This is a genomic window from Azorhizobium doebereinerae UFLA1-100 (assembly GCF_000473085.1).
Lineage (GTDB): Bacteria > Pseudomonadota > Alphaproteobacteria > Rhizobiales > Xanthobacteraceae > Azorhizobium > Azorhizobium doebereinerae.
In genome coordinates, this window is the sequence record NZ_AXBA01000001.1 from 375,956 (window position 1) to 401,207 (window position 25,252).

23 protein-coding genes are annotated in these 25,252 nt (G+C 68.2%); 9 read left to right on the plus strand and 14 right to left on the minus strand.

Going from position 1 to position 25,252, the window contains the following annotated elements:
* Positions 1-243: 243 nt before the first annotated feature.
* A complete protein-coding gene (locus YU1_RS27390; RefSeq protein ID WP_051356354.1) occupies positions 244-840 on the plus strand; it encodes a helix-turn-helix domain-containing protein in 597 nt (198 codons plus the stop codon).
* A 43-nt stretch (positions 841-883) separates the two neighbouring features.
* On the opposite strand, the gene YU1_RS0101475 is transcribed toward YU1_RS27390, so the two are convergent.
* From YU1_RS0101475 to YU1_RS0101520, 10 genes are all read right to left on the minus strand, one after another.
* Positions 884-1,342, minus strand: a complete 459-nt coding sequence (locus YU1_RS0101475) for a MarR family winged helix-turn-helix transcriptional regulator (protein ID WP_051356378.1) — start codon at positions 1,340-1,342, stop codon at positions 884-886.
* A 54-nt stretch (positions 1,343-1,396) separates the two neighbouring features.
* A complete protein-coding gene (locus YU1_RS0101480) occupies positions 1,397-2,101 on the minus strand; it encodes an ABC transporter ATP-binding protein (RefSeq protein ID WP_029002561.1) in 705 nt (234 codons plus the stop codon).
* Positions 2,098-2,880, minus strand: a complete 783-nt coding sequence (locus YU1_RS0101485) for an ABC transporter ATP-binding protein (RefSeq protein WP_029002562.1) — start codon at positions 2,878-2,880, stop codon at positions 2,098-2,100. Before YU1_RS0101485 ends, YU1_RS0101480 begins: the two co-directional genes overlap by 4 nt.
* Positions 2,877-4,781 (minus strand): ABC transporter permease, encoded by a 1,905-nt coding sequence (locus tag YU1_RS0101490; protein ID WP_029002563.1) that lies wholly within the window; start codon positions 4,779-4,781, stop codon positions 2,877-2,879. The genes YU1_RS0101485 and YU1_RS0101490 overlap by 4 nt, the downstream gene beginning before the upstream one ends.
* A gap of 109 nt (positions 4,782-4,890) precedes the next feature.
* Positions 4,891-6,087, minus strand: a complete 1,197-nt coding sequence (locus YU1_RS0101495) for an ABC transporter substrate-binding protein (protein ID WP_029002564.1) — start codon at positions 6,085-6,087, stop codon at positions 4,891-4,893.
* Positions 6,088-6,156: 69 nt separating this feature from the next.
* Positions 6,157-6,741, minus strand: a complete 585-nt coding sequence (locus tag YU1_RS0101500; RefSeq protein WP_029002565.1) for an amino acid synthesis family protein — start codon at positions 6,739-6,741, stop codon at positions 6,157-6,159.
* Positions 6,738-7,322 carry an amino acid synthesis family protein gene (locus tag YU1_RS0101505; RefSeq protein ID WP_029002566.1) on the minus strand — a complete coding sequence of 195 codons (585 nt, stop codon included), beginning with the start codon at positions 7,320-7,322 and terminating at the stop codon, positions 6,738-6,740. Before YU1_RS0101505 ends, YU1_RS0101500 begins: the two co-directional genes overlap by 4 nt.
* Positions 7,315-8,274 (minus strand): UPF0280 family protein, encoded by a 960-nt coding sequence (locus tag YU1_RS27395; protein ID WP_084539579.1) that lies wholly within the window; start codon positions 8,272-8,274, stop codon positions 7,315-7,317. The genes YU1_RS0101505 and YU1_RS27395 overlap by 8 nt, the downstream gene beginning before the upstream one ends.
* Before the next feature lie 4 nt (positions 8,275-8,278).
* Positions 8,279-9,775 carry a hypothetical protein gene (locus tag YU1_RS0101515; RefSeq protein ID WP_029002567.1) on the minus strand — a complete coding sequence of 499 codons (1,497 nt, stop codon included), beginning with the start codon at positions 9,773-9,775 and terminating at the stop codon, positions 8,279-8,281.
* A gap of 154 nt (positions 9,776-9,929) precedes the next feature.
* Positions 9,930-11,096, minus strand: coding sequence for a CaiB/BaiF CoA transferase family protein (locus YU1_RS0101520; RefSeq protein ID WP_029002568.1), 1,167 nt, complete (start codon positions 11,094-11,096; stop codon positions 9,930-9,932).
* Positions 11,097-11,389: 293 nt separating this feature from the next.
* Here YU1_RS0101520 and YU1_RS0101525 point away from each other — a divergent pair, with 293 nt between their 5' ends.
* The 5 genes from YU1_RS0101525 to YU1_RS0101545 all read left to right on the plus strand — a co-directional run bounded on the left by YU1_RS0101525 (position 11,390) and on the right by YU1_RS0101545 (position 18,068).
* On the plus strand, positions 11,390-11,899 hold the full coding sequence (locus YU1_RS0101525) for a (2Fe-2S)-binding protein (protein ID WP_029002569.1): 510 nt from the start codon (positions 11,390-11,392) through the stop codon (positions 11,897-11,899).
* Complete coding sequence (locus YU1_RS0101530; protein ID WP_035713188.1) at positions 11,896-15,447, plus strand: molybdopterin cofactor-binding domain-containing protein; 3,552 nt, start codon at positions 11,896-11,898, stop codon at positions 15,445-15,447. Before YU1_RS0101525 ends, YU1_RS0101530 begins: the two co-directional genes overlap by 4 nt.
* 172 nt (positions 15,448-15,619) lie before the next feature.
* Positions 15,620-15,949 (plus strand): ferredoxin FdxA, encoded by a 330-nt coding sequence (fdxA, locus tag YU1_RS0101535; RefSeq protein ID WP_029002571.1) that lies wholly within the window; start codon positions 15,620-15,622, stop codon positions 15,947-15,949.
* Between the two features lie 31 nt (positions 15,950-15,980).
* Positions 15,981-16,754 carry a ferredoxin--NADP reductase gene (locus tag YU1_RS0101540; protein ID WP_029002572.1) on the plus strand — a complete coding sequence of 258 codons (774 nt, stop codon included), beginning with the start codon at positions 15,981-15,983 and terminating at the stop codon, positions 16,752-16,754.
* Between the two features lie 117 nt (positions 16,755-16,871).
* The gene (locus YU1_RS0101545) at positions 16,872-18,068 is read left to right on the plus strand and encodes an amidohydrolase family protein (protein ID WP_029002573.1); all 1,197 of its coding nucleotides are present in this window, start codon (positions 16,872-16,874) and stop codon (positions 18,066-18,068) included.
* Positions 18,069-18,142: 74 nt separating this feature from the next.
* On the opposite strand, the gene YU1_RS0101550 is transcribed toward YU1_RS0101545, so the two are convergent.
* From YU1_RS0101550 to YU1_RS0101565, 4 genes are all read right to left on the minus strand, one after another.
* Complete coding sequence (locus YU1_RS0101550) at positions 18,143-18,922, minus strand: amino acid ABC transporter ATP-binding protein (RefSeq protein ID WP_029002574.1); 780 nt, start codon at positions 18,920-18,922, stop codon at positions 18,143-18,145.
* A 27-nt stretch (positions 18,923-18,949) separates the two neighbouring features.
* Positions 18,950-19,819: an amino acid ABC transporter permease gene (locus YU1_RS0101555; RefSeq protein ID WP_029002575.1), complete on the minus strand. Its 870-nt coding sequence runs from the start codon at positions 19,817-19,819 to the stop codon at positions 18,950-18,952.
* A complete protein-coding gene (locus YU1_RS0101560; protein WP_029002576.1) occupies positions 19,816-20,574 on the minus strand; it encodes an amino acid ABC transporter permease in 759 nt (252 codons plus the stop codon). The genes YU1_RS0101555 and YU1_RS0101560 overlap by 4 nt, the downstream gene beginning before the upstream one ends.
* Before the next feature lie 235 nt (positions 20,575-20,809).
* The gene (locus YU1_RS0101565) at positions 20,810-21,619 is read right to left on the minus strand and encodes a transporter substrate-binding domain-containing protein (RefSeq protein WP_245263195.1); all 810 of its coding nucleotides are present in this window, start codon (positions 21,617-21,619) and stop codon (positions 20,810-20,812) included.
* A 337-nt stretch (positions 21,620-21,956) separates the two neighbouring features.
* Between YU1_RS0101565 and YU1_RS27400 the strand changes: the two genes are divergently transcribed.
* From YU1_RS27400 to YU1_RS0101580, 3 genes are all read left to right on the plus strand, one after another.
* On the plus strand, positions 21,957-22,703 hold the full coding sequence (locus YU1_RS27400; RefSeq protein ID WP_051356355.1) for a hypothetical protein: 747 nt from the start codon (positions 21,957-21,959) through the stop codon (positions 22,701-22,703).
* A gap of 93 nt (positions 22,704-22,796) precedes the next feature.
* Positions 22,797-23,666, plus strand: a complete 870-nt coding sequence (locus tag YU1_RS0101575) for a PPC domain-containing DNA-binding protein (RefSeq protein ID WP_245263196.1) — start codon at positions 22,797-22,799, stop codon at positions 23,664-23,666.
* A gap of 84 nt (positions 23,667-23,750) precedes the next feature.
* On the plus strand, positions 23,751-25,172 hold the full coding sequence (locus YU1_RS0101580; RefSeq protein WP_029002579.1) for a mannose-1-phosphate guanylyltransferase/mannose-6-phosphate isomerase: 1,422 nt from the start codon (positions 23,751-23,753) through the stop codon (positions 25,170-25,172).
* Positions 25,173-25,252: the final 80 nt, after the last annotated feature.

The window sequence follows — 25,252 nt, forward strand, 5'->3', positions numbered from 1 at the left end:
GACAGAAATCAATAGCCGCGAAACGGTGCCGATCCGGCCGGCGGATGCGGATGACAGTCGTTTGCATATTTTTCATTCACGACACGGTGCGTTCATGCGTGTCTGCACAAATTCGCGCGCATGGCTGACGACAATTTCCGCAAACGAAAGGTGTTCTGCTAGAAACAGTTGAGGCGCCGCCGGCCGCGTCCTAAGACACGGTGGCGCAAATGGGGAATTGAAGGGCGCAACAGGGGATTTTGCGTGCTCGACGCCAGCAAGGCCGATCGTCTGGGACCGAACCTGCGGCAGCTCCGCCTTGAGAAGGGCATGACGCTGGACCGCCTCGCCGCCGCCAGCGCCCTCACACGGGGATACCTCTCACTGGTGGAGCGCGGGCTGAAGACCCCGTCCATCAGCGCGCTGCTGCGGGTGGCCACCGCGCTCGATGTCAATATCGCTCAACTGTTTGATCTGAATGCCATATCCACCGCGCGCTACACGCTGACGCGGCATGGCGAGGGGCCGCAGCAGGTGGACGGCACCTTCGGCCTGTTCCCTTTGGCGGCGGGCCGCTCGCGCAAGATGATGGAGCCCTTCCTGATGACGCCGGCCACCAAGCCGGCGCTGCGCTCGGACCCGCGCTGGGCGCATGGCGGCGAGGAGTTCCTGTTCGTCGTCTCCGGCCGGGTGGCGATCCGCCTCGGCCCCGAGGAGCTTGAGCTAAGTGCCGGGGATTGCTTGTATTTCGAAGGCGAGATCAAGCATGAGGTGCGCAGCCTCGGGCGCGAGAAGGCGCAGGTCCTCGTGGTCATCGCCCTGCCCGACGAGACCGCCGGGATCGCCGCGCCAAGGCCCTGAAAGACCAGGGCCATGACACACTAAGATCCTGAAATACCGGCGCTTATTTCAGTCGCGACAGCAAGGCGAGCAGTTGCGCGCGCTCGGCCGCGTCCAGCGGCGCCAGGGTCTCCTCGGTGATCCCGAGCGCCGTCGGCGCCGCCCGCTCGGCCAGCGCAACCCCTTCTGCCGTCAGGGCCACCACCAGCCGGCGGCCGTCCTCGGGGTCGGGCCGCGTCTCCACCAGGGCGCGCTTCACCAGACGGTCCACCACCCCCTTGATGGTGGCCGCATCCATGGCGGTGAGGCGGCCCAGCAGGTTCTGCGAGCACGGCCCCTTCTCGGCGAGCTTGGCCAGCGCCGCCCATTGGGTGGAGGTCAACTCCTCCCCCATGCGCGCGCCGAAGATGATGGTGTGCCGCTGCATCACTTGCCGCAGCAGGAAACCTACTTGCGTATCAAGCACATAGGCCGGCGGGGCCGGCGTTTTGGTGCGCCGGCGGCGGGCGCCGGCTGCTGGCATGGTGCTCACCCCTGGCCTCCCCTGGCGTCGTGTCATCTATATCGCCCGCCCCGCCTAGACGGCGAGATAGGCGTCGCGGACCTCCGGATTGGCCTCCAGCTCCGCCATGGTGCCGGAGAAGCGAATGCGACCTTTTTCAATGATATAGGCCCGGTCCGAGATGAGCTTGGCGAAATGCAGATTCTGCTCGGAGATGACGATGGAGAGCCCTTCCCGCTTCATGGTCAGGATGGCGTCGGCCATCTGCTCCACGATCTTCGGCGCCAGGCCCTCGGACGGCTCGTCCAGCAGCACCAGCGAAGGATTTCCCATCAATGTGCGGCCGATGGTCAGCATCTGCTGCTCGCCGCCGCTCATCTGCCCGCCGGGACGCTTCCTCATCTCGCCGAGGTTGGGGAACAGCTCGTAGATCCGCTCCGGCGTCCAGGTGGCGACCCCGGCGCGGGGCGGCTGGCGGCCCACGGTGAAATTCTCCTCCACCGTCAGCTCGGTGAAAATGCGCCTGTCCTCAGGCACATAGCCGAGGCCGCGACGGACGACCTCATAGGTCGGCAGGCGCGAGACGTCCTCGCCCTCGAAGCGGATCTGGCCGGTGCGCTGGGCGACGAGGCCCACCACCGAGCGGAAAGTGGTGCTCTTGCCGGCGCCGTTGCGGCCGAGCAGCGCCACCACTTCGCCGGCGCCCACCTCGAAGCCGACGTCGAACAGGATGTGGGCCGGCCCGTAATGGCTGTTCAGCCCGGAGACTTCGAGCTTCATGCGGCGCTCCCCTCGCGGTGTTTGGCGTCGTACAGCAGGCCCTCGCCCAGATAGATCGCCCGCACCTGCGGGTCGCGGCGCACCTGTTCCGGCGTGCCGGTGGCGATCAGCTCGCCCCGGTTCAGCACCATCACGGCATCCGCATGCTCGAACACCACGTCCATGTCGTGCTCGGTGAACAGCACGCCGATGCCCTTCTCGCGGGCGATCTTGGCGGTGAGGCGCATCAGGTCCACGCGCTCCTTCGGCGCCATGCCGGCGGTGGGTTCATCCATCAGCAAGAGCTTGGGATTGTTGGCCAAGGCAATGGCCAGCTCCAGCCGCTTCAGGTCGCCGTAGGCCAGTTCCCCGCACGGCCGTTCGGCCTGCGCCTCCATGCCCACCAGCGCCAGCAGGCGGTCGGCCTCGGGGCGATGGGCGGCGCCCGCATAGCCCACCATGGCCCACAGCTTGTGGTGGAAGGAGAGCAGCGCCACCTGCACGTTCTCGCGCACCGTCATGGACGGGAAGGTGGCGGTGATCTGGAACGTCCGCCCCACCCCGCGCCGCCACACCGCGCGCGGCGGCAGGCCGACGATCTCCTGGCCCTCCAGCTTGATGGAGCCGGCATTGGGCCGGATCTGGCCGTTCAGCATGTTGAAGCAGGTGCTCTTGCCGGCGCCGTTGGGGCCGATCAGGGCGAGGATGGTGCCGGCGTCGAGCGCGAACGAGACGCCCCGCACCGCATGCACCCCGCCATAGGACTTGGCGAGCCCTTCCACTTGCAGCAGCGCGCTCATTCCGCGGCCTCCACCTTGGCGACGTAGCCGGCCGCCTCAGGCCCCGCCCCGTCGGGCGCGGGCGGGCGGCGGCGGCGATGGCGCAGGTCCTCGAGGAAGCCGACGATGCCCTTCGGGAAGGCCACCACCAGCACCACGATCACCCCGCCCAGCACCAGCTTGGACAATTCCGTCTTGCTCATGAGCCAGATGGCCAGGGCCTTGTAGACAATGGCGCCGATGACCGCGCCGGACACCGTCTCGATGCCGCCCAGCAGCACCATGACGAGGCCGTCCACCGAAGTCGGGATGGCCAGGTTCTCCGGGAACACACTGCCTTTCAGGAAGGCGAACAGCGCCCCGGCGATGCCCGCGAACGTGCCGGCCACGATGAAGGCGGCCCATTGCGTGCTCTTGCGGTCGATGCCGATGGCCTCGCTGCGCAGCGTGCTGTCGCGGGCCGCCCTGAGGCCATAGCCGAAGGGCGAGAACACCAGCATCCGCAGCACGCCCACCCCGATGACGACGATCGCCAGGGTCAGCCAGAAGAAGCCCTGCGGGCTGGAGGCCCATTTGGACGGCCAGATGCCCAGCATGCCGTTGTCGCCGCCGGTCACCTCCACCCACTGGAACGCCACCGACCATGCGATCTGGGCGAAAGCCAGCGTCAGCATGGCGAAATAGACCCCGGACAGGCGCACGCAGAACCAGCCGAACAGCACCGCACCCGCCAGCCCGAGCAGCGGGCCGACCAACAGCGCCAGCTCCATGGGGGCGCCCAGGAACTTGACCATGAAGGCCGCGCCATAGGCGCCGAGGCCGAAATAGGCCGCATGGCCGAAGGAGGCGAGGCCGCCCACGGTCATCAGGAAATGCAGGCTGGCGGCGAACAGCACGAAGACGAGGATTTCCGTGCCCACGCTCAAGGCATAGTTGCCGGCGAAGACCGGCAGGCTCGCCGCCACCAGAATGGCGACGGCGACGCCCATGCGCTCCAGCGCGGACATGGGGCGCCAGGGGCGGATGGAGAGGCCGGCGGCGGCACGCGGCGTGCCCTCCGGCTTGCCGAACAGGCCCCAGGGCCGCACCACCAGCACCACCGCCATGACCAGGAACACCATGACCATGGAGATCTTGGGCAGCACCAGGATGCCAAAGGCATTCAGCTCGGACACCAGGATGGCGGCCACGAAGGCGCCGGTGACGCTGCCGAGGCCGCCGATCACCACCACCACGAACACCTCGACGATGATCGACAGGTCCATGGCATGGCTGACCGTGGTGCGCGGAATCTGCAAGGCTCCGCCCAGCGCCGCCAGGAACACGCCCAGCGCGAACACGCTGGTGAACAGCCACTTCTGGTTGACGCCCAGCGAGGCCACCATGTCGCGGTCCTGGGTGGCGGCGCGCACCAGCACGCCCCAGCGGGTGCCGTGGAACAGCAGCCACAGCAGGCCGAGCACGATGGGGCCCAGCGCAATGAGCAGGAAGTCGTAGGACGGCACCAGGCGGCCGAACACGGTGACGGCGCCGGTGAAGCCGGGCGCGCGCGGGCCCATGAGGTCCTCGGCGCCCCAGATCAGCACCACGATGTCCTCGACCATCAGCGTGACGCCGAAGGTGGCCAGGAGCTGGAACAGCTCGGGCGCGTGATAGATGCGGCGCAGCAGCAGCATCTCCATCAGCGCGCCGACGGCGGCCACCACGAGGCAGGCCACGAGAATGCCGCCCCAGAAGCCGAGGGGGCCGGCGAAGCGGTCCGTCAGCGTGAACGCGACGTAGGCGCCGAGCATGTAGAACGCGCCATGCGCAAAGTTCACGATGCGCATCACGCCGAAGATGATCGACAGGCCCGACGCCACCAGAAACAACGACGCGGCGCTGGCGAGCCCGCTGAGGGCCTGGACCAATAGGAATTCCACGGCTCAACCTTTCGTTGAACGCTCTTGAAGGCTGGTTTCTTGTTATTGGTGCGGAGAATGGCTGGCCGGCACCGGAAGGCACCGGCCAGGGGTCGCGTCAGGGATCGCGTCAGTCCTTGGGACGGAGCTTGGCAGCGTCCGCTTCGGACGGCAGGTAGTCGGCACCGGCGCGGAACACATAGTCCACCATCACGCCCTTGCCGTCCTTGACCGAGGTCTTGCCGATATAGGCGCCGAGCGTGCTCTGGTGGTCCGCCGCGCGGTAGACGATGGGACCGAAGGGGGTGTCCACCTTCAGGCCCTTCATGGCCTTGACGATGCCGTCGGGGTTGTGGTCATCGGTGGCCTTCAGGACGGCCGCGATGCTCATGACGGTGGAATAGCCGACAATGGAGCCGAGGCGCGGATAGTCCTTGTTGAGCTGCTGGTAGGCGTCCAGGAACGCCTTATGCTCGGGCGTGTTGATGCCGTACCAGGGATAGCCCGACACGATCCAGCCTTCCGGGGTCTCGGTCTTCAGCGGATCGAGATATTCCGGCTCGCCGGTCAGGTAGCTGACCACGGCGCGGTCCTTGAACACGCCGCGGGTATTGCCCTCGCGCACCAGCTTCACCAGGTCGCCGGCGAAGGTGGCGTTCAGGATGGCGTCGGGCTTGGCGGCGTCGATGGCCTGGAGCACCGGGCCGGCGTCGATCTTGCCCAGCGGCGGCCACTGCTCGGCCACGAACTCCACGTCCGGGCGCTTCTTGGTCAGCAGTTCCTTGAACACGGCCACGAACGACTGGCCGAACTCATAGTTCGGGGCGATGGTCGCCCACTTCTTGGCCGGCAGCTTGGCGGCTTCTTCCGCCAGCATGGCCGCCTGCATGTAGTTCGAGGTGCGCAGGCGGAAGGTATAGTCATTGCCTTTCGACCAGACGATGGCGTCGGTCAAAGGCTCGGCGGCGATATAGGGCACCTTCTTCTGCTTGGCGAAGTCCGCCAAAGCCAGGCCCACGTTGGACAGGAAGCCGCCGGCGATCATCACCACGCCGTCGCGCGAGACCAGCTCGTTGGCGGCGGTCAGGGCGTCGCCGGGCTTGCCGCCGTCGTCCTTGGAGATGATCACGAGCTTCTTGCCCTTGATGCCGCCGGCGTCATTGATCTGCTTCAGCGCCAGATCCATGCCCTTGCGATAAGGATCGGTGAAGGCGGGCAACGCCGAATAGCTGTTGATCTCGCCGACCTTGATCTCGCCCTGCTGGGCCTTGGCCATTCCGGTCACCAGCAGCGTGGCTGCCAGCGCGACCCCAATCATCGTCTTCATACGGTCATCCCCTCTGGTTTTTCGACGTACCGTCCTCAAATTCCGGCCCGGTCAGGGTCCGGCGCGAGCTTAGCGCAATCCGTCCTCGCCCTTGATGTCGGCCACCACCAGGCCGCCCACCCGCGGCAGGGGCCGGCCGGAATCCGTGACCGCCACGGCGACCACGATCTCGTTGGCGCGCGGGGCATCGTTGATGCTCACCTGCATGCCGTCGAAATGGCTGCGGACGAAGGCCGCGTCCTTGTGGCCGAGCGGGATGTCCAGCTCCGCGCCCATGCCGCCGCGCCGCTTGGAGGACGGGATCAGCGCCGCGCCCTTGCCCAGCACCTTGCGCACCGGCGTGCCCATCTTGGGATGCAGCAGAGCCGCGGCGTGCTCCAGCTCGCCATTCTCACCCACCAGCGCGGCCTTGCCGTAGCTCTGCGCGGCCGCGCCCTCGATGCCGAGGGCGGCGACTGCCCGCTCGGTCAGGAGCCCGCCGAGCTCCTCGCCGATGGCGATGAGGTCGGACAGGTCCTCCACATAGCGCCCGGCGAAGGGGTTCTCGATCACCGCCACCGCCGCCGCGCGGCGCGTGGGCGGGGAGACGGGCCGGCCCATCTCCGTATGGGTTTCTTCGAGAAAGGTAACGATCTTGCGGATTTTCGCGCTCATCGCAGGCCGTCCTCGCCCTTGATCTTGTCCGCCGCCAGGCCGCCGACGCGGGCGTGGACGCGCGGGCCACTGGTCATCGCCAGCACCAGCACGATCTCGTCCGCCTTGGGGCCATCCGGCACGCCCACTTCCATGGCGTCGAAATGGCTGCGCACATAGGAGGCGTTCACATGGGTGATCGGAACGTCCAGCCGCGTGCCGGGGCCGCCCACCTTCTTGGTGGAGGGGACGATGGCCTTGGCGTCGCCGAGGATCTCGCGCATGGCATAGCCGCCGGGCACATGCCACAGCGCGCCGTGCTCCAGCTCGCCGGCGGCGCCGACGATGGCGCCCTTGCCGTAGCCGTCGATGGCGGTCTTGTCGCCGCCCAGCGCGGCCAGGAGATCGCCCGCCATGGCGACCCCGAGCGGGGTCAGGTCGTCCATGAAGCCGGCGATGTCTTCCACATAGCGGCCGGCGAAGGGGTTCTCGATGACGGTGAGCACCGCCCCGCGCTTGCGCGGCGTTGCGGCCACGGGGCCACCTTCATGGAGGATTTCCTCGATGATCAGGAGACGCTTACGGATCTTCACCTCAGGCATGTGTGCGCCCTTGTTCTGGTTGTGGCGTTGAGAAAATGCGGGCGGCGGAGGCATCCGCCGCCATGTCGGAGAGCAGGGCAAGGTCGGCGCCGGTGCCGACGGTCTCGCCCTGGAGATGCAGCGCGGCGGCGCAGATCAGGCCCCGGCGCGCCAGATCACGCGCGCAGGCGAGGCCGGCTTCCAACGCCTCGGCCCGCTCGGCGGCGGACAAGTCCGGCACGTGCCGGGTGACGGCACGGTCCCGCAGGTCGCTGTCCGGCTGGAGGTCGCGCGCCGGCACGCGGATCACGCCGCGATGGCCCGGCAGGTCCACCGCATTGGCCACCACGGTCGCCGCCGCATCCGCCATGGCGGCGGTGGGCGCGAGGATGGTGACCGCATCGGCGATGCCGAGCGAGAAGCTGCGCCCGCGCCAGCCGCTGGTGGCGACGCCGCGCACCGGGCTCGCGGCGTCGAGAATTGTGGTGCCGATGATCCGGGGCCGGTCGGGCCGGTCGACGAGGCCGACCGTGAAGCGCGTGCCGTCCGCCAGGAAAAGGGCGATGTCGCCGCCATTGTTCACATAGGCGCGCGAGATGCCGGGCCCCACCATGGCGGCGAGCACCTCTTCCGCCACCGCGCCCGCCACCGCCGCCATGGGGGTGATGAAGATGTCGCCGGCGAACGGCATCACCGCCCGCCACATGCGTCGCGCCACGGCACCGGAAACCGGGCAGAGGTCGGGCGACGACGCGGCCCGCAGCGCCGGCAGTTCCGCGCACAAGGCATCGAGCACGCGGGTAAAGCTATGCACCGCCGCCGCATAGGCCCGCTGCACCGCCTCGGGCTCGCCCACCGCCTCAATCACGAGGTCGATGGGACCGTCCTGCACATGCAGGCGGCGCCCATCGGCCAGCAGGGCCGCCTGGGGCGCCCGCGGGGCCTGGGAGGGAAGAGACGCGGCGAGGCTCATGGGTTCAGCCGTGCGAACGTTTGGCGGTCTGCGGCGCCAGCGGCCAGGGATTGCCCCCGAGCGGCGCCAGGGGCCGCAGGCCCTCGCCCTGCGGGATGGAGGACACCGGCCGAACCTCGGCCATGTGCCCGCCCAGCGCCTCATAGTCCGACAGCTTCAGGGTGAACTCGATGGGCGCCACCAAGGCCGGGGTCGGCACGTAGCCGAAGGCGTTCTCCGGCAGGCGGGTCACGTCCACCATGAAGGTGATGCCGCCGCCCGGATAGACATAGACCGGTGCGCCGCCGCTGGTGACATAGGTGAGCGCGTCCTTCACCGACTTGGTGAGCCGCACCGGATTCTCCGTCACGCCCGAGCGTAGCGAGCCGCCGGCACCGGCCATGAACAGAACGGTGGAGAGCGCAGGCTCGCAATTCTCCTTCACCCGCTCGGCCGAGGCCAGCAGGTCCGCCGGCATGTCCTTGGCCACCGGCAGCAGGGCGTCGTCCAACTCGTAATAGGCGAAATGCTCGCCGGTGGTGGAGATGAAGAACAGGCGCAGGCCCGGCCATGCCACCTTGGGATCGAACGGGCCGATGATGGCCAGCGGGTCGGTGATGTTGGTGCCGCCCCAGCCGGTGCCGGGCTCGGCCACCTGGAAATAGCGGCCGGGGGTCGAGCGGCGGCCCTTCATCTTGATGCCGGTCTCGGGAATGTCGAGCAGCTTGCCGGCCTGATGCTCGGACAGCACGCCGGTGATGTGGTCGTCCACCACCACCACCTCGTCGGCCTTGCCCAGCCACTGCTTGGCGAACATGCCGATGGTCGCGGAGCCGCAGCCCACACGCATGCGCTCTTCCTGGAAGCCGTTGACGACGGGCGCCTTGCCCGCCTGCACCACCACGGTCGAGCCGTCGTCGATGGTCAGCTCCACCGCCTTGCCGTTGCACAGGTCGAGCAGCGCCTCGCAGGTGACGCGGCCTTCCTTCTTGCCGCCGCCGGTGAGGTGATGCACGCCGCCGAGGGACAGCATCTGCGAGCCGTATTCGCTGGTGGTCACATGGCCCACGGGCTCGCCCGCGGCGCGCACCGTGGCCTGCTCGGGGCCGAGGAAGCGGTCGGTGTCGATCTTCACCTTCACGCCGCAATAGCTGAAGATGCCCTCGGTCACGACCGTGACCATGTCGATGCCGTCCACCTGGGACGAGACGATGAAGGGCGCGGGCTTGTAGTCGGGATAGGTGGTGCCCGCGCCGATGGCGGTCACGAAGGTCTCGGGCGTGCCGAGCAGCTTGCCGTCCCAGTCGCCGCCGCGATTGAAGGGCACCACCGTGCCGCCCTGCGCCAGCGTCCGGTCGAGCACCACGTGGGGATCCACGCGCACCAGTTCGCCCGCGTCATTGGCATAGCGATCGCAGGCACCGGTCATGCCCGGCTTGATGTAGCACATGACCGGGCAGGCATCGCAGCGGATCTTCTCATCCGCGGCGGGCCGGGACGCGGCGATCTTGTCGTCAAGCATGGCGCTCACAGCTCCAGGGCACGGGAAAACCGGCCGTCGGCGGCGCGCCGGTCACCCAGCGCAGTTCATATGTGTACTAATGAAATATGCGCATGGAGTCATGTCAAGCACAACGAACAGGCACGCTGCCTGAAAGGGCAGCGCGCCTGACCTATTACCAGAGATCGCCGGCCTTGAAGGCCGCCGTATGGGCACCCAGCGCCGGCGAGGGCTGGTCGGACACCATGGGCGCACCGTCGATGGTGATCGGCGTGCGCACGCCCGGGACCGTGCCCGAGGCCGCGTCGGCGGTGGGCAGGTCCAGACGCATGCCGCGCGCGATTACCTGCGGATCGGCGAACACCTCGTCGATCGTGTTGATGGGGCCGGCGGGCACGCCCTCGGCCTCCAGTTTCGCCAGCAGGTCCGCCTTCTGGAAGGCCGCCATCTTGCCGGTGAGCAGCGGCACCAGTTCAGCCCGGTTCTTCACCCGCTCGCGATTCGTCGCAAAGGCGGGGTCGGTGCCGACCTCCGGCACGCCGAGCACGGTGCAGAACCGGCGGAACTGGCCGTCATTGCCCACCGCGATGATGACGTAGCCGTCCGCCACCGGGAAGACCTGATAGGGCACGATGTTGGGATGGGCGTTGCCCAGCCGCGCCGGCGCCTGGCCCGAGACCAGATAGTTCATGGCCTGGTTGGCCAGCACGCCCACCTGGCAGTCGAGCAGTGCCATGTCCACCACCGCGCCCTGCCCGCTCGCATCCCGCCGCCGCAAGGCGGAAAGGATGCCGACGGTGGCATAGAGACCGGTGAAGATGTCGGCGAAGGCGACGCCCACCTTCATCGGCTCGCCCTCCGGCGCGCCGGTGAGCGACATGATCCCGCCCATGCCCTGGACGAGATAGTCATAGCCCGCCCGCTCCGCATAGGGCCCGGTCTGGCCGAAGCCGGTGATGGAGCAATAGACGAGGCGCGGGTTGACCGCCTTCAGGCTCTCAGCGTCGAGGCCGTATTTCTTCAGGCCGCCGACCTTGAAGTTCTCCACCAGCACGTCCGCCTTGGCGGCGAGCCGGCGCACCTCTTCCTGCCCCTCGGGGGTGCGGAAATCGATGACCACGGACTTCTTGCCGCGATTGGCGGCATGGAAATAGGCCGCGGACAGGTCGCCACCATCGGCGGCGGGCACGAAGGGCGGCCCCCAGGTGCGGGTGTCGTCGCCCTCCGGGCTCTCCACCTTCACCACGTCCGCGCCGAGATCGGCCAGGAGCTGCCCGACCCACGGGCCGGCAAGGATGCGTGCCAGTTCAAGGACCTTCAGTCCCTCCAGCGGGCGCGTCATGGGCGCGCTCCCACGATGGAGGACGGGATGGTGGAACGTGTCGAAACCCGCATGGAACGTCTTCTTCCGCAATGAACCGCGCCAGCATGGGACGGGCGGGCGCGGCGTGTCGAGGGTGGACGCGCGGCGCAACGCGCCGCTTGACGCCATTCATTAGTATAGAAACAATCTAGCGAAACAATCGCGCTGCCAGCCGAACAGAGGGGCGGACATGATCGCGACACCGAAACCCGCCGCACGCCCTCAGGCGCGCAGCGGCGGGAGCCGTCTGCCGTCACCGGATCGGGCCTGACATGCCCGATCCGGTGACGCTCACGGTGAATGGAACGGACCATACGTTCACGCTGCCGCGTGAAACGCCGCTCATCTATATCCTGCGCAACGATCTGGCGCTGAATGGCCCGAAGTTCGGCTGCGGGCTGGGCGAATGCGGCGCCTGCACGGTGCTGCTCGACGGCGTCGCCGCGCGCTCCTGCGTGGTCACGCTGGGCAGCGCGGAAGGCCGGGCGGTGACCACGCTGGAAGGGCTCGGCACGCCGGAGGCGCCGCACCCGGTGCAGGTCGCCTTCATCGCCGAGCAGGCGGCCCAGTGCGGCTATTGCCTGAACGGCATGATCATGGCCACGACCTCCTTCCTCATGCGCCACCCCGCGCCCACCGAGGCCGAGGCGCGCGACGCCCTGCGCTACAACCTCTGCCGCTGCGGGACGCATGTGGAAATCCTCCGTGCGGTCATGCGCGCCGCGCAGGAGATGGGCGGCGCCCCGGACCAGGGCGCGGCCGAGACGGACCTTGCCCCATGACCGAGCCGACGCCTGCCCCAGCGGATCTGCTTGCGCGCACCGGCACGCTCGCCATCCTGCGTCCGGCACAGCATGTGAAGGGCCTCGTGCCCACCACGCCGCCGCCCGAGGGGGCGCTGGACATCTTCCTTTACGTGGACGACGCCGGCACGGTCATGGCCTTCAACGGCCACGTCGATCTCGGCACCGGCATCCGCACCGCCCTCGCCCAGATCGTGGCGGAAGAGCTGGACGTGCCGCTCGACCGGGTTGTGATGGTGCTGGGCCATACCGGCGGCACGCCCAACCAGGGCGCCACCATCGCCAGCGACAGCATCCAGGTCTCCGCCATCCCGCTGCGCCGCGCCGCCGCCCAGGCGCGCCACCGCCTCGTGGCGCTCGCCGCCGAGGCGCTGGACGTTCCCGCCGACGACCTCATGGTGACCGACGGTGTGGTGCATCCCCGCGCCGGCGGCAATGCGGGCCTGTCCTATGCCGCCATCCTGGCCGGCCGGCAGGAGCGGCTGATGCTGGCCGAGACCGTGGCGGTGAAGCCGGTCTCCGATTATCGCATCGTCGGCCAGCGCATGCCCCGCGTGGACATTCCGGCCAAGGCCACCGGCACCTTCGCTTATGTGCATGACGTGCGCGTGCCCGGCATGCTGCACGGTCGCGTGGTGCGCCCGCCTTATGCCGGCGTCGATGCCGGCGATTTCATCGGCCACAGCCTGATCGGGGTGGACGAGAGTTCCGTCGCCGGCCTCCCCGGCGTGGTGGCGGTGGTCACCATGGGCGACTTCGTCGGCGTGGTGGCCGAGCGCGAGGAGCAGGCGGCAGAAGCCGCACGGCGCCTCGTGGTGCGCTGGAAGCCGGCGCCGCCCTTGCCGGACCTGAAGGACCTCCCGAACGCCCTGCGCGCCAACCCCAGCCGCACCCGCACGCTGCTGGACACCGGCGACGTGGACGCCGCCCGCGCGGCCGCCGCCTATCCCATGGACCGCACCTATGTGTGGCCCTACCAGATGCATGCCTCCATCGGCCCCTCCTGCGCCGTCGCCGATGTGACAGCTCAGGGCGTGACGGTGTGGTCCGGCACACAGAACCCCTTTCCCCTGCGCGCCGACATCGCCCTGCTGCTGGGCCTGCCGGAAGACGTCATCGAGATCATCCGCTTCGAGGCGGCCGGCTGCTACGGCCGCAATTGCGCGGACGACGTGGCCGCGGACGCGGCCCTATTGTCCCGCGCGGTGGGGCGGCCGGTACGGGTGCAGCTCACCCGCGAGCAGGAGCACGCCTGGGAGCCCAAGGGCGCGGCCCAGCTCATGGAGGTGAAGGGCGGGCTGAATGCCGACGGCACGGTGGCGGCCTATGATTTCTCCACCCGCTATCCCTCCAACGCCGCCACCACGCTGGCGCTGCTGTTGACCGGCCGCGTGCCGGCCGACAATCCCATTTTCGAGATGGGCGACCGCACCTCGATCGCCCCCTATGCCTATGACAACATGCGGGTGGTGGTGCACGACATGGCGCCCCTCGTCCGGGCGGCCTGGCTGCGCGGCGTCTCGGCGCTGCCCAATTCCTTCGCCCACGAAAGCTATGTGGACGAGCTCGCCACCGCCGCCGGCGTCGATCCGGTGGAGTTCCGCCTGCGCCACCTGCATGACCCCCGCGCCGTGGACCTGGTGAAGGAGGTCGCGGAGAAGGCCGGCTGGGAGCACCGCACCGGCCCCCGCCAGGAGGTGGTGGAGGGCGACATCGTGCGCGGTCAGGGCTTTGCCTACGCGCTCTATGTGCACTCCAAATTCCCCGGCTACGGCGCCGCCTGGTCCGCCTGGGTGGCGGAGGTGGAGGTCAACAAAGCCACCGGCGACGTGAACGTGACCCGCGTGGTGGTCGGCCAGGACTCAGGGCTGATGATCAATCCGGCCGGGATCGAGCATCAGATCCACGGCAATGTCATCCAGTCCACCAGCCGGGCGCTGAAGGAGGAGGTGAGCTTCTCCGATACCGCCGTCGCCAGCCGGGAATGGGGCGCCTATCCCATTCTCACCTTCCCCGAGGTGCCGGTCATCAAGGTGGTGCTGATGCCCCGCCCGGAGGAGCCGCCGCTGGGGAGCGGCGAGAGCGCCTCCGTGCCCAGCGCGGCGGCCATCGCCAACGCCATTTTCGACGCCACCGGCGTGCGCTTCCGCGAGCCGCCGTTCACCCCGGACCGCGTGCGCGCCGCCCTTACCGGCGAGACGCCCCCGCCGGAGCCGAAGCCGCACAAGAAGAAGCGCTCCTGGTTCGCCATGGCCGGCGCGGCGCTGGCCGGGGCGCTCGGCATGGCCACCATCGCCCTGCCGATCCGTGGCGCCATCGCGCCCATCGCGCCGCCCGATCCGTCGGCCTTCTCGGCGGAGATGATCGCGCGCGGCAAGCAGCTGGCGGCGCTGGGCGACTGCGCCGTCTGCCATACGGTGCCGGGCGGCGTCGCCAACGCCGGCGGGCGGGCCATGGAGACCCCCTTCGGCACGGTCTACGCCACCAATCTGACGCCGGATTCGGACACCGGCATCGGCCGCTGGTCCTATGCCGCTTTCGAGCGGGCCATGCGCGAGGGCATCTCGCGGGACGGGCGCCACCTCTACCCCGCCTTTCCCTACACCGCCTTCACCAAAGCCTCCGACACCGACCTCCAGGCGCTCTACGCCTATCTGATGTCGCAACCGCCCGCCTCCGCCCCGGTGCCGGAGGCGAAGATGGCCTTCCCCTTCAACATCCGCCCGCTGATGGCCGCCTGGAACATGCTGTTCCTCATGACCGGCCAGGCGGTGGCGGACCCGGCGCGATCGCCGCAATGGAACCGGGGCGCCTATCTGGTGGAGGGGCTCGGCCATTGCGGCGCGTGCCACACGCCGCGCAATGGCCTGGGCGCGGAAAAGACCGGCGCGGCTTATCTTGCCGGCGGCATGGTGGACGGCTGGGAGGCACCCGCGCTGACCGCCTTGTCCAAGGCGCCGATCCCGTGGACGGAGGCCGAGCTGTATTCATATCTGCGCACCGGCTTTTCGCCCCACCACGGCACGGCAGCCGGGCCGATGGCGCCGGTGGTGCAGGAACTGGCGCATCTGCCGGACGCGGACATCCGCGCCATGGCGGTCTATCTCGCCTCCTTCTCCGGCCCCGCTCCGGCCGATCCCGAGACGAAGGCCGCCACGCTCCAGGCGCAGGCGACCGCTGCGCTGCGCCCGCTCGATACGCTCGGCGGCAAGCTCTATGAGGGCGCCTGCGCCGCCTGCCATTCGGAGAGCGGCCCGACGCTGTTCGGCGTGCGCCCGGCGCTGGCGCTCAACACCAATGTCCATGCGGCGCGGCCGGACAATCTGGTGCGGGTGATTCTCGACGGCATCCCCTCGCCCGCCGCCCGCGACCTCGGCGACATGCCGGCCTTCCGCGACAGCCTGGACGACGGGCAGGTGGCTGCCCTGGTGCGCTACATCCGCGCCAAGTTCGCCCCCGACGCGCCGGCGTGGGAAAGCGTGGAGAGCACAGTGGCGCGGCTGCGGAGCGCGCCCGGAACCCATTAGCCGCGGGGGCGGCCCCGTCCCTGCCCGTAATCTCCGCATTCCTGCTCAAAATGTCCGCACATCGCGGCATCCTGGCCGATTGACAGGCGCGACCGGTATTTCTATTTTTCATTTGTATACAAACAATATGAGACATGCCGCTTCGGCACGTCACCGGATCGGGACCCGTTCCATGGCCTATGTCGTCACCGATGGCTGCATCCGCTGCAAATACATGGACTGCGTGTCCGTCTGCCCGGTGGACTGCTTCTATGCCGGCGAGAACATGCTGGTGATCCACCCAGACGAGTGCATCGACTGCGGCGTGTGCGAGCCGGAATGCCCCGCCGAGGCGATCCTGCCGGACACTGATCCCCGCGCCGGGGCATGGGCGGCGCTGAACGCCGAATATGCCGCCAAATGGCCCAACATCACCGAAAAGGGCACCCCGCCCGACGATGCCGACGACTGGAAGGGCAAGGACGGCAAGCTCGCCTTGCTCTCTCCCGCCCCCGCCGCCTGATCCCTGCAAACGCGAACCGACCGAGCCTGCCATGAGCAATCTGATGGAAGAGCGCGTGCTCAGCGTCCACCACTGGACCGACCGCCTGTTCAGCTTCACCACCACCCGCGACAGCACCTTCCGCTTCCGCAACGGCGAGTTCACCATGATCGGCCTCAAGGTCGACGGGAAGCCGCTGCTGCGTGCCTATTCGGTGGCCAGCCCGAACTATGACGAGACGCTGGAATTCTTCTCCATCAAGGTGCCGGACGGTCCCCTCACCTCCCGCCTCCAGCATCTGAAGGAAGGCGACCCGATCATCGTCGGTCGCAAGGCCACCGGCACGCTGGTGATCGACAACCTGCGGGACGGCGAGAACCTCTATCTGCTCGGCACCGGCACCGGCCTTGCCCCGTTCATGTCCATCATCCGCGACCCGGAGACCTACGAGCGCTTCGACAAGGTGGTGCTGGTCCACGGCTGCCGCGAAGTGGCCGAGCTGGCCTATGGCGAGCTCATCACCGAGCAGTTGCCCAAGCACGAGTTCCTCGGCGAGGAGATCTCCAGCAAGCTCATCTACTACCCCACCGTGACCCGCGAGCCGTTCCGCAACCGGGGGCGCGTCACCGACCTGATCGAGAGCGGCAAGCTGTTCGAGGACATCGGCCTGCCGCCGCTCGACAAGGCCCGCGACCGCATCATGCTCTGCGGTTCGCCGCAGATGATGACGGAGCTGCGCGGCATGTTCGAGGCCCGCGGCTTCGAGGAAGGCAACCACGGCGAGGCCAGCGACTTCGTGCTGGAAAAGGCGTTCGCCGAACGTTGAGAATTTTTGCCCGGACGCGGTTCTCAAGCGCCGCGTCCGGGCGTAGCTTTCATATGCCTACAAATAAATGGCCGGGACCGCCCGCGCGTCGCCGGCAATGCTTTCCGGAGTACCAAGATGGCCCACGACGCCCCGAGCGGCCCCACCGGCCCGACCAAGCTCGTCATCCGCAACATCGGCCTGCTGCTCAGCGGCGACCTTGAGAAGCCGATCCTCGATGCCGACACCATCGTCGCCGAGAACAGCCGCATCACCGCCATCGGCCGCCTGAAGGACGTGGACACCGAGGGCGCCACTACGCTCATCGACGCCAACGGCGCCGCGGTGACGCCTGGGCTCATCGACAGCCATGTGCATCCCGTGGCCGGCGACTGGACGCCGCGCCAGAGCCAGCTCAACTGGATCGACAGCTTCCTGCACGGCGGCGTCACCACCATGATCTCGGCCGGCGAAGTGCATTATCCCGGCCGCCCGCGCGACGTGGTGGGCCTGAAGGCGCTCGCCATCACCGCCCAGCGCACCTTCACCAACTTTCGCCCCGGCGGCGTGAAGATCCATGCCGGCGCGCCGGTGATCGAGCACGAGATGGTGGAAGAGGACTTCAAGGAGCTCGCCGCCGCCGGCGTGAAGCTTCTGGGCGAGGTCGGCCTCGGCGGCGTCAAGGACGGCCCCACCGCCCGCAAGATGGTCGGCTGGGCGCGCAAGTACGGCATCCAGTCCACCATCCACACCGGCGGCCCCTCCATTCCCGGCTCCGGCCTGATCGACAAGGACGTGGTGCTGGAGGCGGACACCGACGTGGTCGGGCACATCAACGGCGGGCACACCGCCCTGCCGGACAGCCAGATCCGCTGCATCTGCGAGGGCTGCAAGCGCGGCCTGGAACTGGTGCACAACGGCAATGAGCGCTCCGCCCTCTACACCCTGCGCATCGCCAAGGAGATGGGCGACCTCAACCGCGTCATCCTCGGCACCGACGCCCCCGCCGGCTCGGGCGTGCAGCCGTTGGGCATCCTGCGGATGGTTTCGCTGCTGTCCTCACTGGGCGACCTGCCGGCGGAAGTCGCCTTCTGCCTTGCCACCGGCAACACCGCGCGCATGCGGGCGCTGGACTGCGGGATCATCGAGGTGGGACGCACGGCGGACTTCGTCATCATGGACACCGCCCAGCACTCGGCCGGCAGGAACCTGCTGGAGAGCGTGCAGCTCGGCGATCTGCCGGGCATCGGCATGACCGTCATCGACGGCATCGTGCGCACCGAGCGCTCGCGCAACACCCCGCCGGCGACCCGCGTGCCCTTCATCGTGAAGTAAGCGCCCGGGGCTTGGCCTCACAAAAGAAAAGCGCGCCTAGCGGCGCGCTTTTTTTGTGTTCCAACCGGCTGGCTTCAGAGCACTTGGCCCAGGAACGCCTTGGTGCGTTCGTCCTTGGGATTGGCGAAGAAGTCCGCCGGCGGTCCGTGCTCGACGATCAGGCCCTTGTCGGTGAAATAGACATGGTCCGCCACCTCGCGGGCAAAACCCATTTCGTGGGTCACGAGGATGCAGGTCATGCCCTCCTCCGCCAGCTCGCGGATGGTGACCAGCACCTCCTTCACCGTCTCCGGATCGAGCGCGGCCGTCACCTCGTCGAACAGCATCACGTCCGGCCGCATGGCGAGCGAGCGGGCGATGGCGACGCGCTGCTGCTGGCCGCCGGAGAGCTGGCCGGGATAGACGTCCTCCTTGCCCTGCAGGCGCACCTTGGCCATCAGCGCCCGGGCGCGCACCTCCACCTCCTTGCGGTTCTGCTTCAGCACGTGGACCGGCGCCATCATCACGTTCTGCAGCGCGGTCCGGTGCGGGAACAGATTGTACTGCTGGAACACCATGCCGACCTTGCGGCGCAGCGCCAGCTTGTCGAGGTCGGGGTCGTTCACCTCCTGGCCCTCGACGCGGATGGTTCCGCTGTCCACCGGGATCAAGGCGTTGATGCAGCGGATGAGGGTGGACTTGCCCGAGCCCGACGGCCCGATGATGCAGATCACCTCGCCCTTGCGCACGTCCAGCGACACGCCGCGCAGCACCTGCAGCGAGCCGAAGGCTTTGTGCACGTCCACGAGGCGGATCAAGGGCTGGTCCGGGGTCCAGCCATATTCATTCTGCGAAACGGAAGGGTCAGCGGCCAAGACAGGTCTCCGGCGCGAAAAACGTGATCATTGATGAAGGTGGAAGCGCCGCTCCAGGCGACGGGTCCAGAGCTCGATGGGGTAGCAGTAGATGAAGAAGCACAGCATGGCGAAGCCGTAGAGCGGCGCCAGCAGGTCCGGTCGCCCTCCCTCGGCGGCATGCACCTGGGCGATCAGCGTCAGCATCTCGGTGACGCCGACGATGGAGGCCTGCACGGTGGCCATGGTGACCAGCGTATAGAGGTTCATCCACGGCGGCAGCATGCGCTTGAGACACTGCGGCAGGATAATCATCCACATGGTCTGCCGGCGCGAGAAGGCGAGCGATTCCGCCGCCTCCCACTGGCCGCTGGGCAGCGAGCCCACCGCGCCGCGCACGATCTCCGACATGTTGGCCATCACCGGCAAGGCGAAGCCGATCACCGCCTTCACCCAATCCGGGAACGGAATGGTCACGCCGAAGATCCGAAACTCGAAGGGGATCATGAACATGGCGAAGAACAGCAGCACCAGCCACGGCGCATTGCGGAAGAACTGCGTGAGACCCCACGCGATCCGCCGCAGCGGGGTGGACAGGCTGATGGAGGCAAGGCCGAGGCCGACGCCCGCCACCGTGCCCAGCGCCATGGACAGCACCGAGATCAGGATGTTGAACAGGAATCCGCTCATCAGCAGCGGAAACCACTTGATGATGACACCGAAGGCCGAGAGCTGGTTGACCCCCGCCTGCGCATGGGCGCCACCGGCGATCAGCAGGCCGAGGCCGACGATCCCCAGAGCATGCAGCAGGGTGAGCCGCAACGGCGGGAACCGGCGCTGCGGCGCCGTCAGGCGGAAGGGCAGCAGGACCGGAAGCGGATGGGCGGGCGCTGCGGGCGCGGACGTGTCGCGGATCATCGCGCCGCTCCCTGACCATAGCCAGGAATGGACAGGAAGCGCTCCCAGCGGTTCATGATGTAGACGAGGATGCCCACGAGGGCGGTGTAGACGATCAGCAGCACCGTCATCATCACCGGCACGTTCTGGCTGTCGTTCCAGATCTGCTTGGACACATAGAGCGTCTCGGGCACGGCGATGGCATAGGCCAGCGTGGTGGTCTTCAAGAGGTTCACGAGGTTGTTGTTCAGCGCCGGCAGACAGATGCGCAGGGCCAGAGGCAGCAGCACGTGGCGATAGACCCCGAGCCGGGTATAGCCCAGCGCCTCCGCCGCCTCGGTGGTGGTGCGCGGCACCGCCTCGATGCCGGAGCGGAAGATCTCGACATTGTAGGCGCCGGCGAACAACGACAGCGAGATGATCGCCCACTGCACGTTGGAGATCATCTGCACCATCATGCCGTCGTCATTCTCCACCCGCGGCAGGATCTGTCCGAGGCCGAAGTAGAAGAAGAAGATCTGCACCAGCGGCGGGGTGTTGCGGAACAGGACCACGAAGCCGTTGACGAAGGCGCGGATCGCCCGGGCCGGCGAGCCCTGCGCCCAGGCGCCGATCGCACCGATGATGGTGGAGATGATGATCGAGACCACGGAGAGATAGATCGTCATGCCGAGGCCGGACAGGAAACGCTGCCGGTCATAGGGGTCGTAGACGATCGTCAGGTTGATGCCGGTGGTATCGTAGAGGTGGCGGAACCAATCCGCGACGAGATCCATACGATCAGGCCAGTCGAGCGAGAGAAAACAGGAATGAAGCCGGCAAAGCCGCCGGCATCGGCAGGAACAGAACGCGGAGAACCCAATATCCCCGCCCGGCCCGCCCGACGACGGGGCGTCGTGCTCGCCGTCGGCGGCCGCGCGAAGCGCAGACCCGGCACGCGGGAGCAGGCTGGCGCCTTACCGGAGCCGCGACGGGAACGGCGCGCCGCCCGCAGGCGGCGCGCCCAAGGGCTCAGCTGCCCTTCTTGTGCTCTTCGTGCATGCGCTTGGAGTAGTCGGTGGGCTCGATGCCCCACTTCTTCTCCTCATTGACCACGAAGCCGGTCTTCATCCAGTCGATCGTGGTGTCGGTCATGAACTTGGCGAACTTGTCCTCGCCCGGAGCGACCGCCAGGATCCAGGGAGCCTCCATCACGCCCGGCAGGGGCATGGCGAAGTCGGTGTTCCACTCGGCATCGAGCAGCTTGCCCTGCACGAAGGTCTGGTCATAGAGGTAGCCGATGCATTCGCCGCCCTTCAGCGCGAACAGCGGCTTCTCGGACCCGTCGAACGCCTTCACCTCGGCGCCGTACTTGGTGGAGACGTCCTTGTTGTACCAGGCACCCGAGGTGCCGCAGAGCACCTTGCCCTTCAGGTCTTCCCACTTGGTGACGTTCTTCACCTTCTTGGACAGAAGGATGTTCACGGCGTCGGAATAATAGGGCGGGTCGATGGCCAGCACGACCTTGCGGCGCTCGGGCTTATCCGACATCGTCGCGATCATCAGGTCGATCTTGCCCTGCTGCAGGAACTCGATGCGGTTCGCGGAGACGACCGGGACCAGTTCGAGCTTCACGCCCAGGCGCTTGGCCACGTCGGCCGCCAGGTCCGGCTCGATGCCGACGATGGCGCCCGACGGATCGCGGAAGCCGAACGGCTTGTAGTCGGCCTTCACGCCGACGGTCAGCACGCCCTTTTCCTTGATCTTGTCCAGCACGTCGGCGGAGGCTGCGACGGTGCCCGCCAGCAGCGCCAGGCTGGCGGCGATCAGAAGCTTTTTCATAGAAGTCCCCATTGTCTTTGTCCCGCCGGCGAAGCCTGCGGGCCTGGCTATGGTCCGGCGCACGGCGCAAGGATCCTGCGGCGCTCCCGCAGGGCGCAGGCAAGAAGTGCGCCACCCCGGACGATGCCGATCGGAGCGCCGTCCCCATCCCACGCGTTCCACCATGACGTTAGGAACATGGCACAGCCCAGGGCGCAAGTGCACAATAAAGATGCATTGAACGGACGCCGCCCCCGGCTTTCAATCGCAGGCTATGTTTTACCGCCGCCAGGGCGCTTGGCGGCGGAGCGCGGCTGGATAAGATGCGGCCGGGTCAACAGGCAAAGGGGGGCGTGCCGTGACGAACCGACTGGCGAAGACGATATTGTTCTGGCTCGGCCTCATTGTCGCGCCGCTGGTGCTGGTGGGCATGGAACTGTTCCATCCCGCCAACTTCACCCGCGATCCGGGCATGTTCGCCTATCTGTGCACGTCCCAGCCCTATGATCCCGCCTTCCAGGCACTGGCCTATTTCGGCCCGCAGTGGTGGGTGACGCTGCACATGATCCAGCTTCCCCTCATCGGCCTCGTCTCGATCGGCCTGTGGGGCCTCATGGACGACATCGACGGCGGCATCGCCGGATCGCTGGCCTGGCTGTCGCGGGCGCTCACCTTCGTCTTCATGGTGCTCTATACGGCGCTCGATTCCATCGGCGGCATCGGGCTGGGCCGTTCCATCCTCAATATCGAGACCATGCGCGCGGCCGGAACGCTCACCCCGGACGAGGCGGCCGGCGCCATCAAGCTCCTGAATACGGACTGGCTCGACCCGCTGACCGGCGGCATGGGCTCGTTCATCAGCCTCGGCGGGTCCTGGGCGGTGTTCGGCGCGGCGGTGACCGCCGCGCTCGCCCTCGCGCTCACCGCCCGCGCGCCCTGGCCGGCGCTGCTGCTGCTCGTCGGCTTCGGCTGGGAGATCCAGGTCAGCCACGCGGCCCCCCACGGCCCCATCGGCTTCAGCCTGCTGCTGGCGTCCGCCCTGTGGATCTGGTGGAGCCGGCGCACGACCGCCGCCGTGGTGGACAGGGCGGCGGTCGCCACCTAAGGGTTGGCCCGCAACAAAGGCGAGGCGATCCCGGCACGCGGGATCGCCTCGCCTCGCCAGCCGAAGCAAGAACAGGCGATCAGGGGAGGTCCCGTGGGCATCAGGGCATTGCAGCAGCCGGGGCCGCCGGCCGCGCATCGGATCGAAAGCCTCGCCGCCCCCCTGGTGACGCTGGATTTCGTCCTCGAAGCCGGGCTCACCCTGAACGAGGCCATCGCCCGGCCGTTGCAGGCGGCGGGACTGACGGCCGCGACCGTGAGCTTCTCCGACGGTGCCCTCGCGCCGTTCCACTACGTGATGCCCGCCCCCTCCCCCGACCCGGACCATGCAGCCTGGTACAGCCGGACATATTCGCCGCCGGGCGAGGTGGAGATCGAGCAGGCCAACGTCACCTTCGGCAGCCGCGACGGCGCCCCCTTCACCCATTGCCACGCCATCTGGCGCACCGCGGACGGGGTGCGGGCCGGCGGGCACATCCTGCCGCTGGAGACCCGCATCGCCCGGCCGATCGCCGCCAGGGCCTGGGGCACGCGCGATGCCCGCATCGTCGCCCGCCCCGATGCCGAGACCAACTTCACGCTGTTCACGCCCGAGACGGAGGGCCCATCTGCCCCGCCCCCGGCAGGCCCGCTCCTGCTGGCCCGCCTGAGGCCCAATATCGAGGTGGGCGCGGCGCTGGAGGAGCTGTGCCGCAGCCACGGCGTCACCCGCGCACGGGTGCGCGGCAGCCTGGGCAGCCTGATCGGCGCGGTGTTCGACGATGCGGAGACGCTGGAGGATCCGGCAACCGAGTTCCTCGTCCTCGACGGCCACGTGGCGCCGGACGCCGACGGGCGGCTGGAGGCGCGCCTGAAGATCGCCATCGTCGGCCTGAGCGGCGCGCTGCGCGAAGGCTGGCTGACGCCCGGCCGCAATGCCGTTTGCATCACCTGCGAATTTGCGCTTGAAGCCGAGGCTCCTTAAGAGGCCGCGTACATCGGCGCGCGCGGGTGGACGCCCCGCGTGCGATATGCGACCAGAAGCTGCACTGACGTGAGAGGGACAGGAATGCCGGCGGACCTGAAGATCGTTCCCGTGATTCTGGCGGGCGGCACGGGCACGCGCCTCTGGCCCCTGTCACGCCAATGTCTGCCCAAGCAGTTCCTGTCGCTGGTGTCCGAGAACACGCTCTACCAGGACACCCTCCTGCGGGTCGCTGCCCCGGAGCTGTTCCACGCCCCGGTCGTCCTCACCAATGCCGACTTCCGCTTCTTCGCCCGCCGCCAGGCGGCCGAGATCGGCATCGACCCCACCGTGGTGCTGGAGCCGGTGGCCCGTGACAGCGGTCCGGCGCTGCTCGCCGCCGCCGCCTATGTGCGCGAGCGCTACGGCAAGGATGCGCTGGTGCTGGCGCTGGCCGCCGACCATGTGGTGAAGGACCCCGCCGCTTTCCTGGCCAGCGTACGCGCCGCCGCGGCCGTGGCGGTGACGGGGCAGATCGTCACCTTCGGCATCAAGCCGAGCGCGCCCAGCACCGCCTACGGCTACATCAAGCTCGGCGACGGCCTGGGCGAGGCCGCCTTCCGGGTGGCGCGGTTCGTGGAGAAGCCGAACGCCGAGACGGCGAGCCGCTACGTGGCGGACGGCTATCTCTGGAATTCCGGCAACTTCCTGTTCCGGGCCGAGCAGTTGCTGGCCGAAGGCGCGGAATTCGTGCCGCAGATGACCACCCACGCCGAGCAGGCGGTGGCAACGGCCCGCGAGGACCAGGGCTTCATCACCCTCGGCGCCGACGCTTTCGCCGGCGCTCCGGCCCAGTCCATCGATTTCGCCATCATGGAGCGCACCCAGCACGCCGCCGTGGTGGCGGGCGATTTCGGCTGGTCCGACATCGGCGCCTGGGATTCGGTCCGCGCGGTCACCCCGGTGGACGGCGAGGGCAACGTCGTCCGCGGCCCGGTGACGCTGGTCGACAGCCACAATTCCTACGTCTATTCCGACGGCACGCTGGTGGCCGGCATCGGGCTGGAGGGCATCGCGGTGGTCGCCACCGACGATGCCATCCTGGTCATGCCCGCCGAGCGCAGCCAGGACGTGAAGACGCTGGTGGCGACGCTGCGCGCCACCCATCCGCAGCAGGTGGACGAGCACCTGAAGATGCACCGGCCCTGGGGCACCTACCAGACCATCTGCCGGGGCGAACGCTTCCACGTGAAGAAGATCGTGGTCAATCCCGGCGGCAAGCTGTCGCTGCAGAAGCACTACCACCGGGCCGAGCACTGGGTGGTGGTGAAGGGCACGGCCGAGGTCACCCTCGGCGACAACGTCTTCACCATGAACGAGAACGAATCCACCTATCTGCCGTTCGGCAGCATCCATCGCCTCGCCAATCCCGGCCGCATTCCGCTCGAGCTGATCGAGGTGCAGACCGGCTCCTATCTGGGCGAGGACGACATCGTGCGCATCGAGGACGTCTACAGCCGGGTTTAGACAGACCGGCCGCTTGGCGCTAAAGACATCCCACCATGACACCCGCGGCGGCTGGGAGCCTGCCGCACCGGAGCCGGCGG

Excerpts from the sequence above, each read along its gene's own strand:
- YU1_RS0101475 (WP_051356378.1), bottom strand. The coding sequence starts at position 1,342 with ATGCCAGCAGCCGGCGCCCGCCGCCGGCGCACCAAAACGCCGGCCCCG.
- YU1_RS0101480 (WP_029002561.1), bottom strand. The coding sequence starts at position 2,101 with ATGAAGCTCGAAGTCTCCGGGCTGAACAGCCATTACGGGCCGGCCCAC.
- YU1_RS0101485 (WP_029002562.1), bottom strand. The coding sequence starts at position 2,880 with ATGAGCGCGCTGCTGCAAGTGGAAGGGCTCGCCAAGTCCTATGGCGGG.
- YU1_RS0101495 (WP_029002564.1), bottom strand. The coding sequence starts at position 6,087 with ATGAAGACGATGATTGGGGTCGCGCTGGCAGCCACGCTGCTGGTGACC.
- YU1_RS0101500 (WP_029002565.1), bottom strand. The coding sequence starts at position 6,741 with ATGAGCGCGAAAATCCGCAAGATCGTTACCTTTCTCGAAGAAACCCAT.
- YU1_RS0101505 (WP_029002566.1), bottom strand. The coding sequence starts at position 7,322 with ATGCCTGAGGTGAAGATCCGTAAGCGTCTCCTGATCATCGAGGAAATC.
- YU1_RS27395 (WP_084539579.1), bottom strand. The coding sequence starts at position 8,274 with ATGAGCCTCGCCGCGTCTCTTCCCTCCCAGGCCCCGCGGGCGCCCCAG.
- YU1_RS0101515 (WP_029002567.1), bottom strand. The coding sequence starts at position 9,775 with ATGCTTGACGACAAGATCGCCGCGTCCCGGCCCGCCGCGGATGAGAAG.
- YU1_RS0101520 (WP_029002568.1), bottom strand. The coding sequence starts at position 11,096 with ATGACGCGCCCGCTGGAGGGACTGAAGGTCCTTGAACTGGCACGCATC.
- YU1_RS0101525 (WP_029002569.1), top strand. The coding sequence starts at position 11,390 with ATGCCCGATCCGGTGACGCTCACGGTGAATGGAACGGACCATACGTTC.
- YU1_RS0101530 (WP_035713188.1), top strand. The coding sequence starts at position 11,896 with ATGACCGAGCCGACGCCTGCCCCAGCGGATCTGCTTGCGCGCACCGGC.
- fdxA (WP_029002571.1), top strand. The coding sequence starts at position 15,620 with ATGGCCTATGTCGTCACCGATGGCTGCATCCGCTGCAAATACATGGAC.
- YU1_RS0101540 (WP_029002572.1), top strand. The coding sequence starts at position 15,981 with ATGAGCAATCTGATGGAAGAGCGCGTGCTCAGCGTCCACCACTGGACC.
- YU1_RS0101545 (WP_029002573.1), top strand. The coding sequence starts at position 16,872 with ATGGCCCACGACGCCCCGAGCGGCCCCACCGGCCCGACCAAGCTCGTC.
- YU1_RS0101555 (WP_029002575.1), bottom strand. The coding sequence starts at position 19,819 with ATGATCCGCGACACGTCCGCGCCCGCAGCGCCCGCCCATCCGCTTCCG.
- YU1_RS0101560 (WP_029002576.1), bottom strand. The coding sequence starts at position 20,574 with ATGGATCTCGTCGCGGATTGGTTCCGCCACCTCTACGATACCACCGGC.
- YU1_RS0101565 (WP_245263195.1), bottom strand. The coding sequence starts at position 21,619 with ATGAAAAAGCTTCTGATCGCCGCCAGCCTGGCGCTGCTGGCGGGCACC.
- YU1_RS0101580 (WP_029002579.1), top strand. The coding sequence starts at position 23,751 with ATGCCGGCGGACCTGAAGATCGTTCCCGTGATTCTGGCGGGCGGCACG.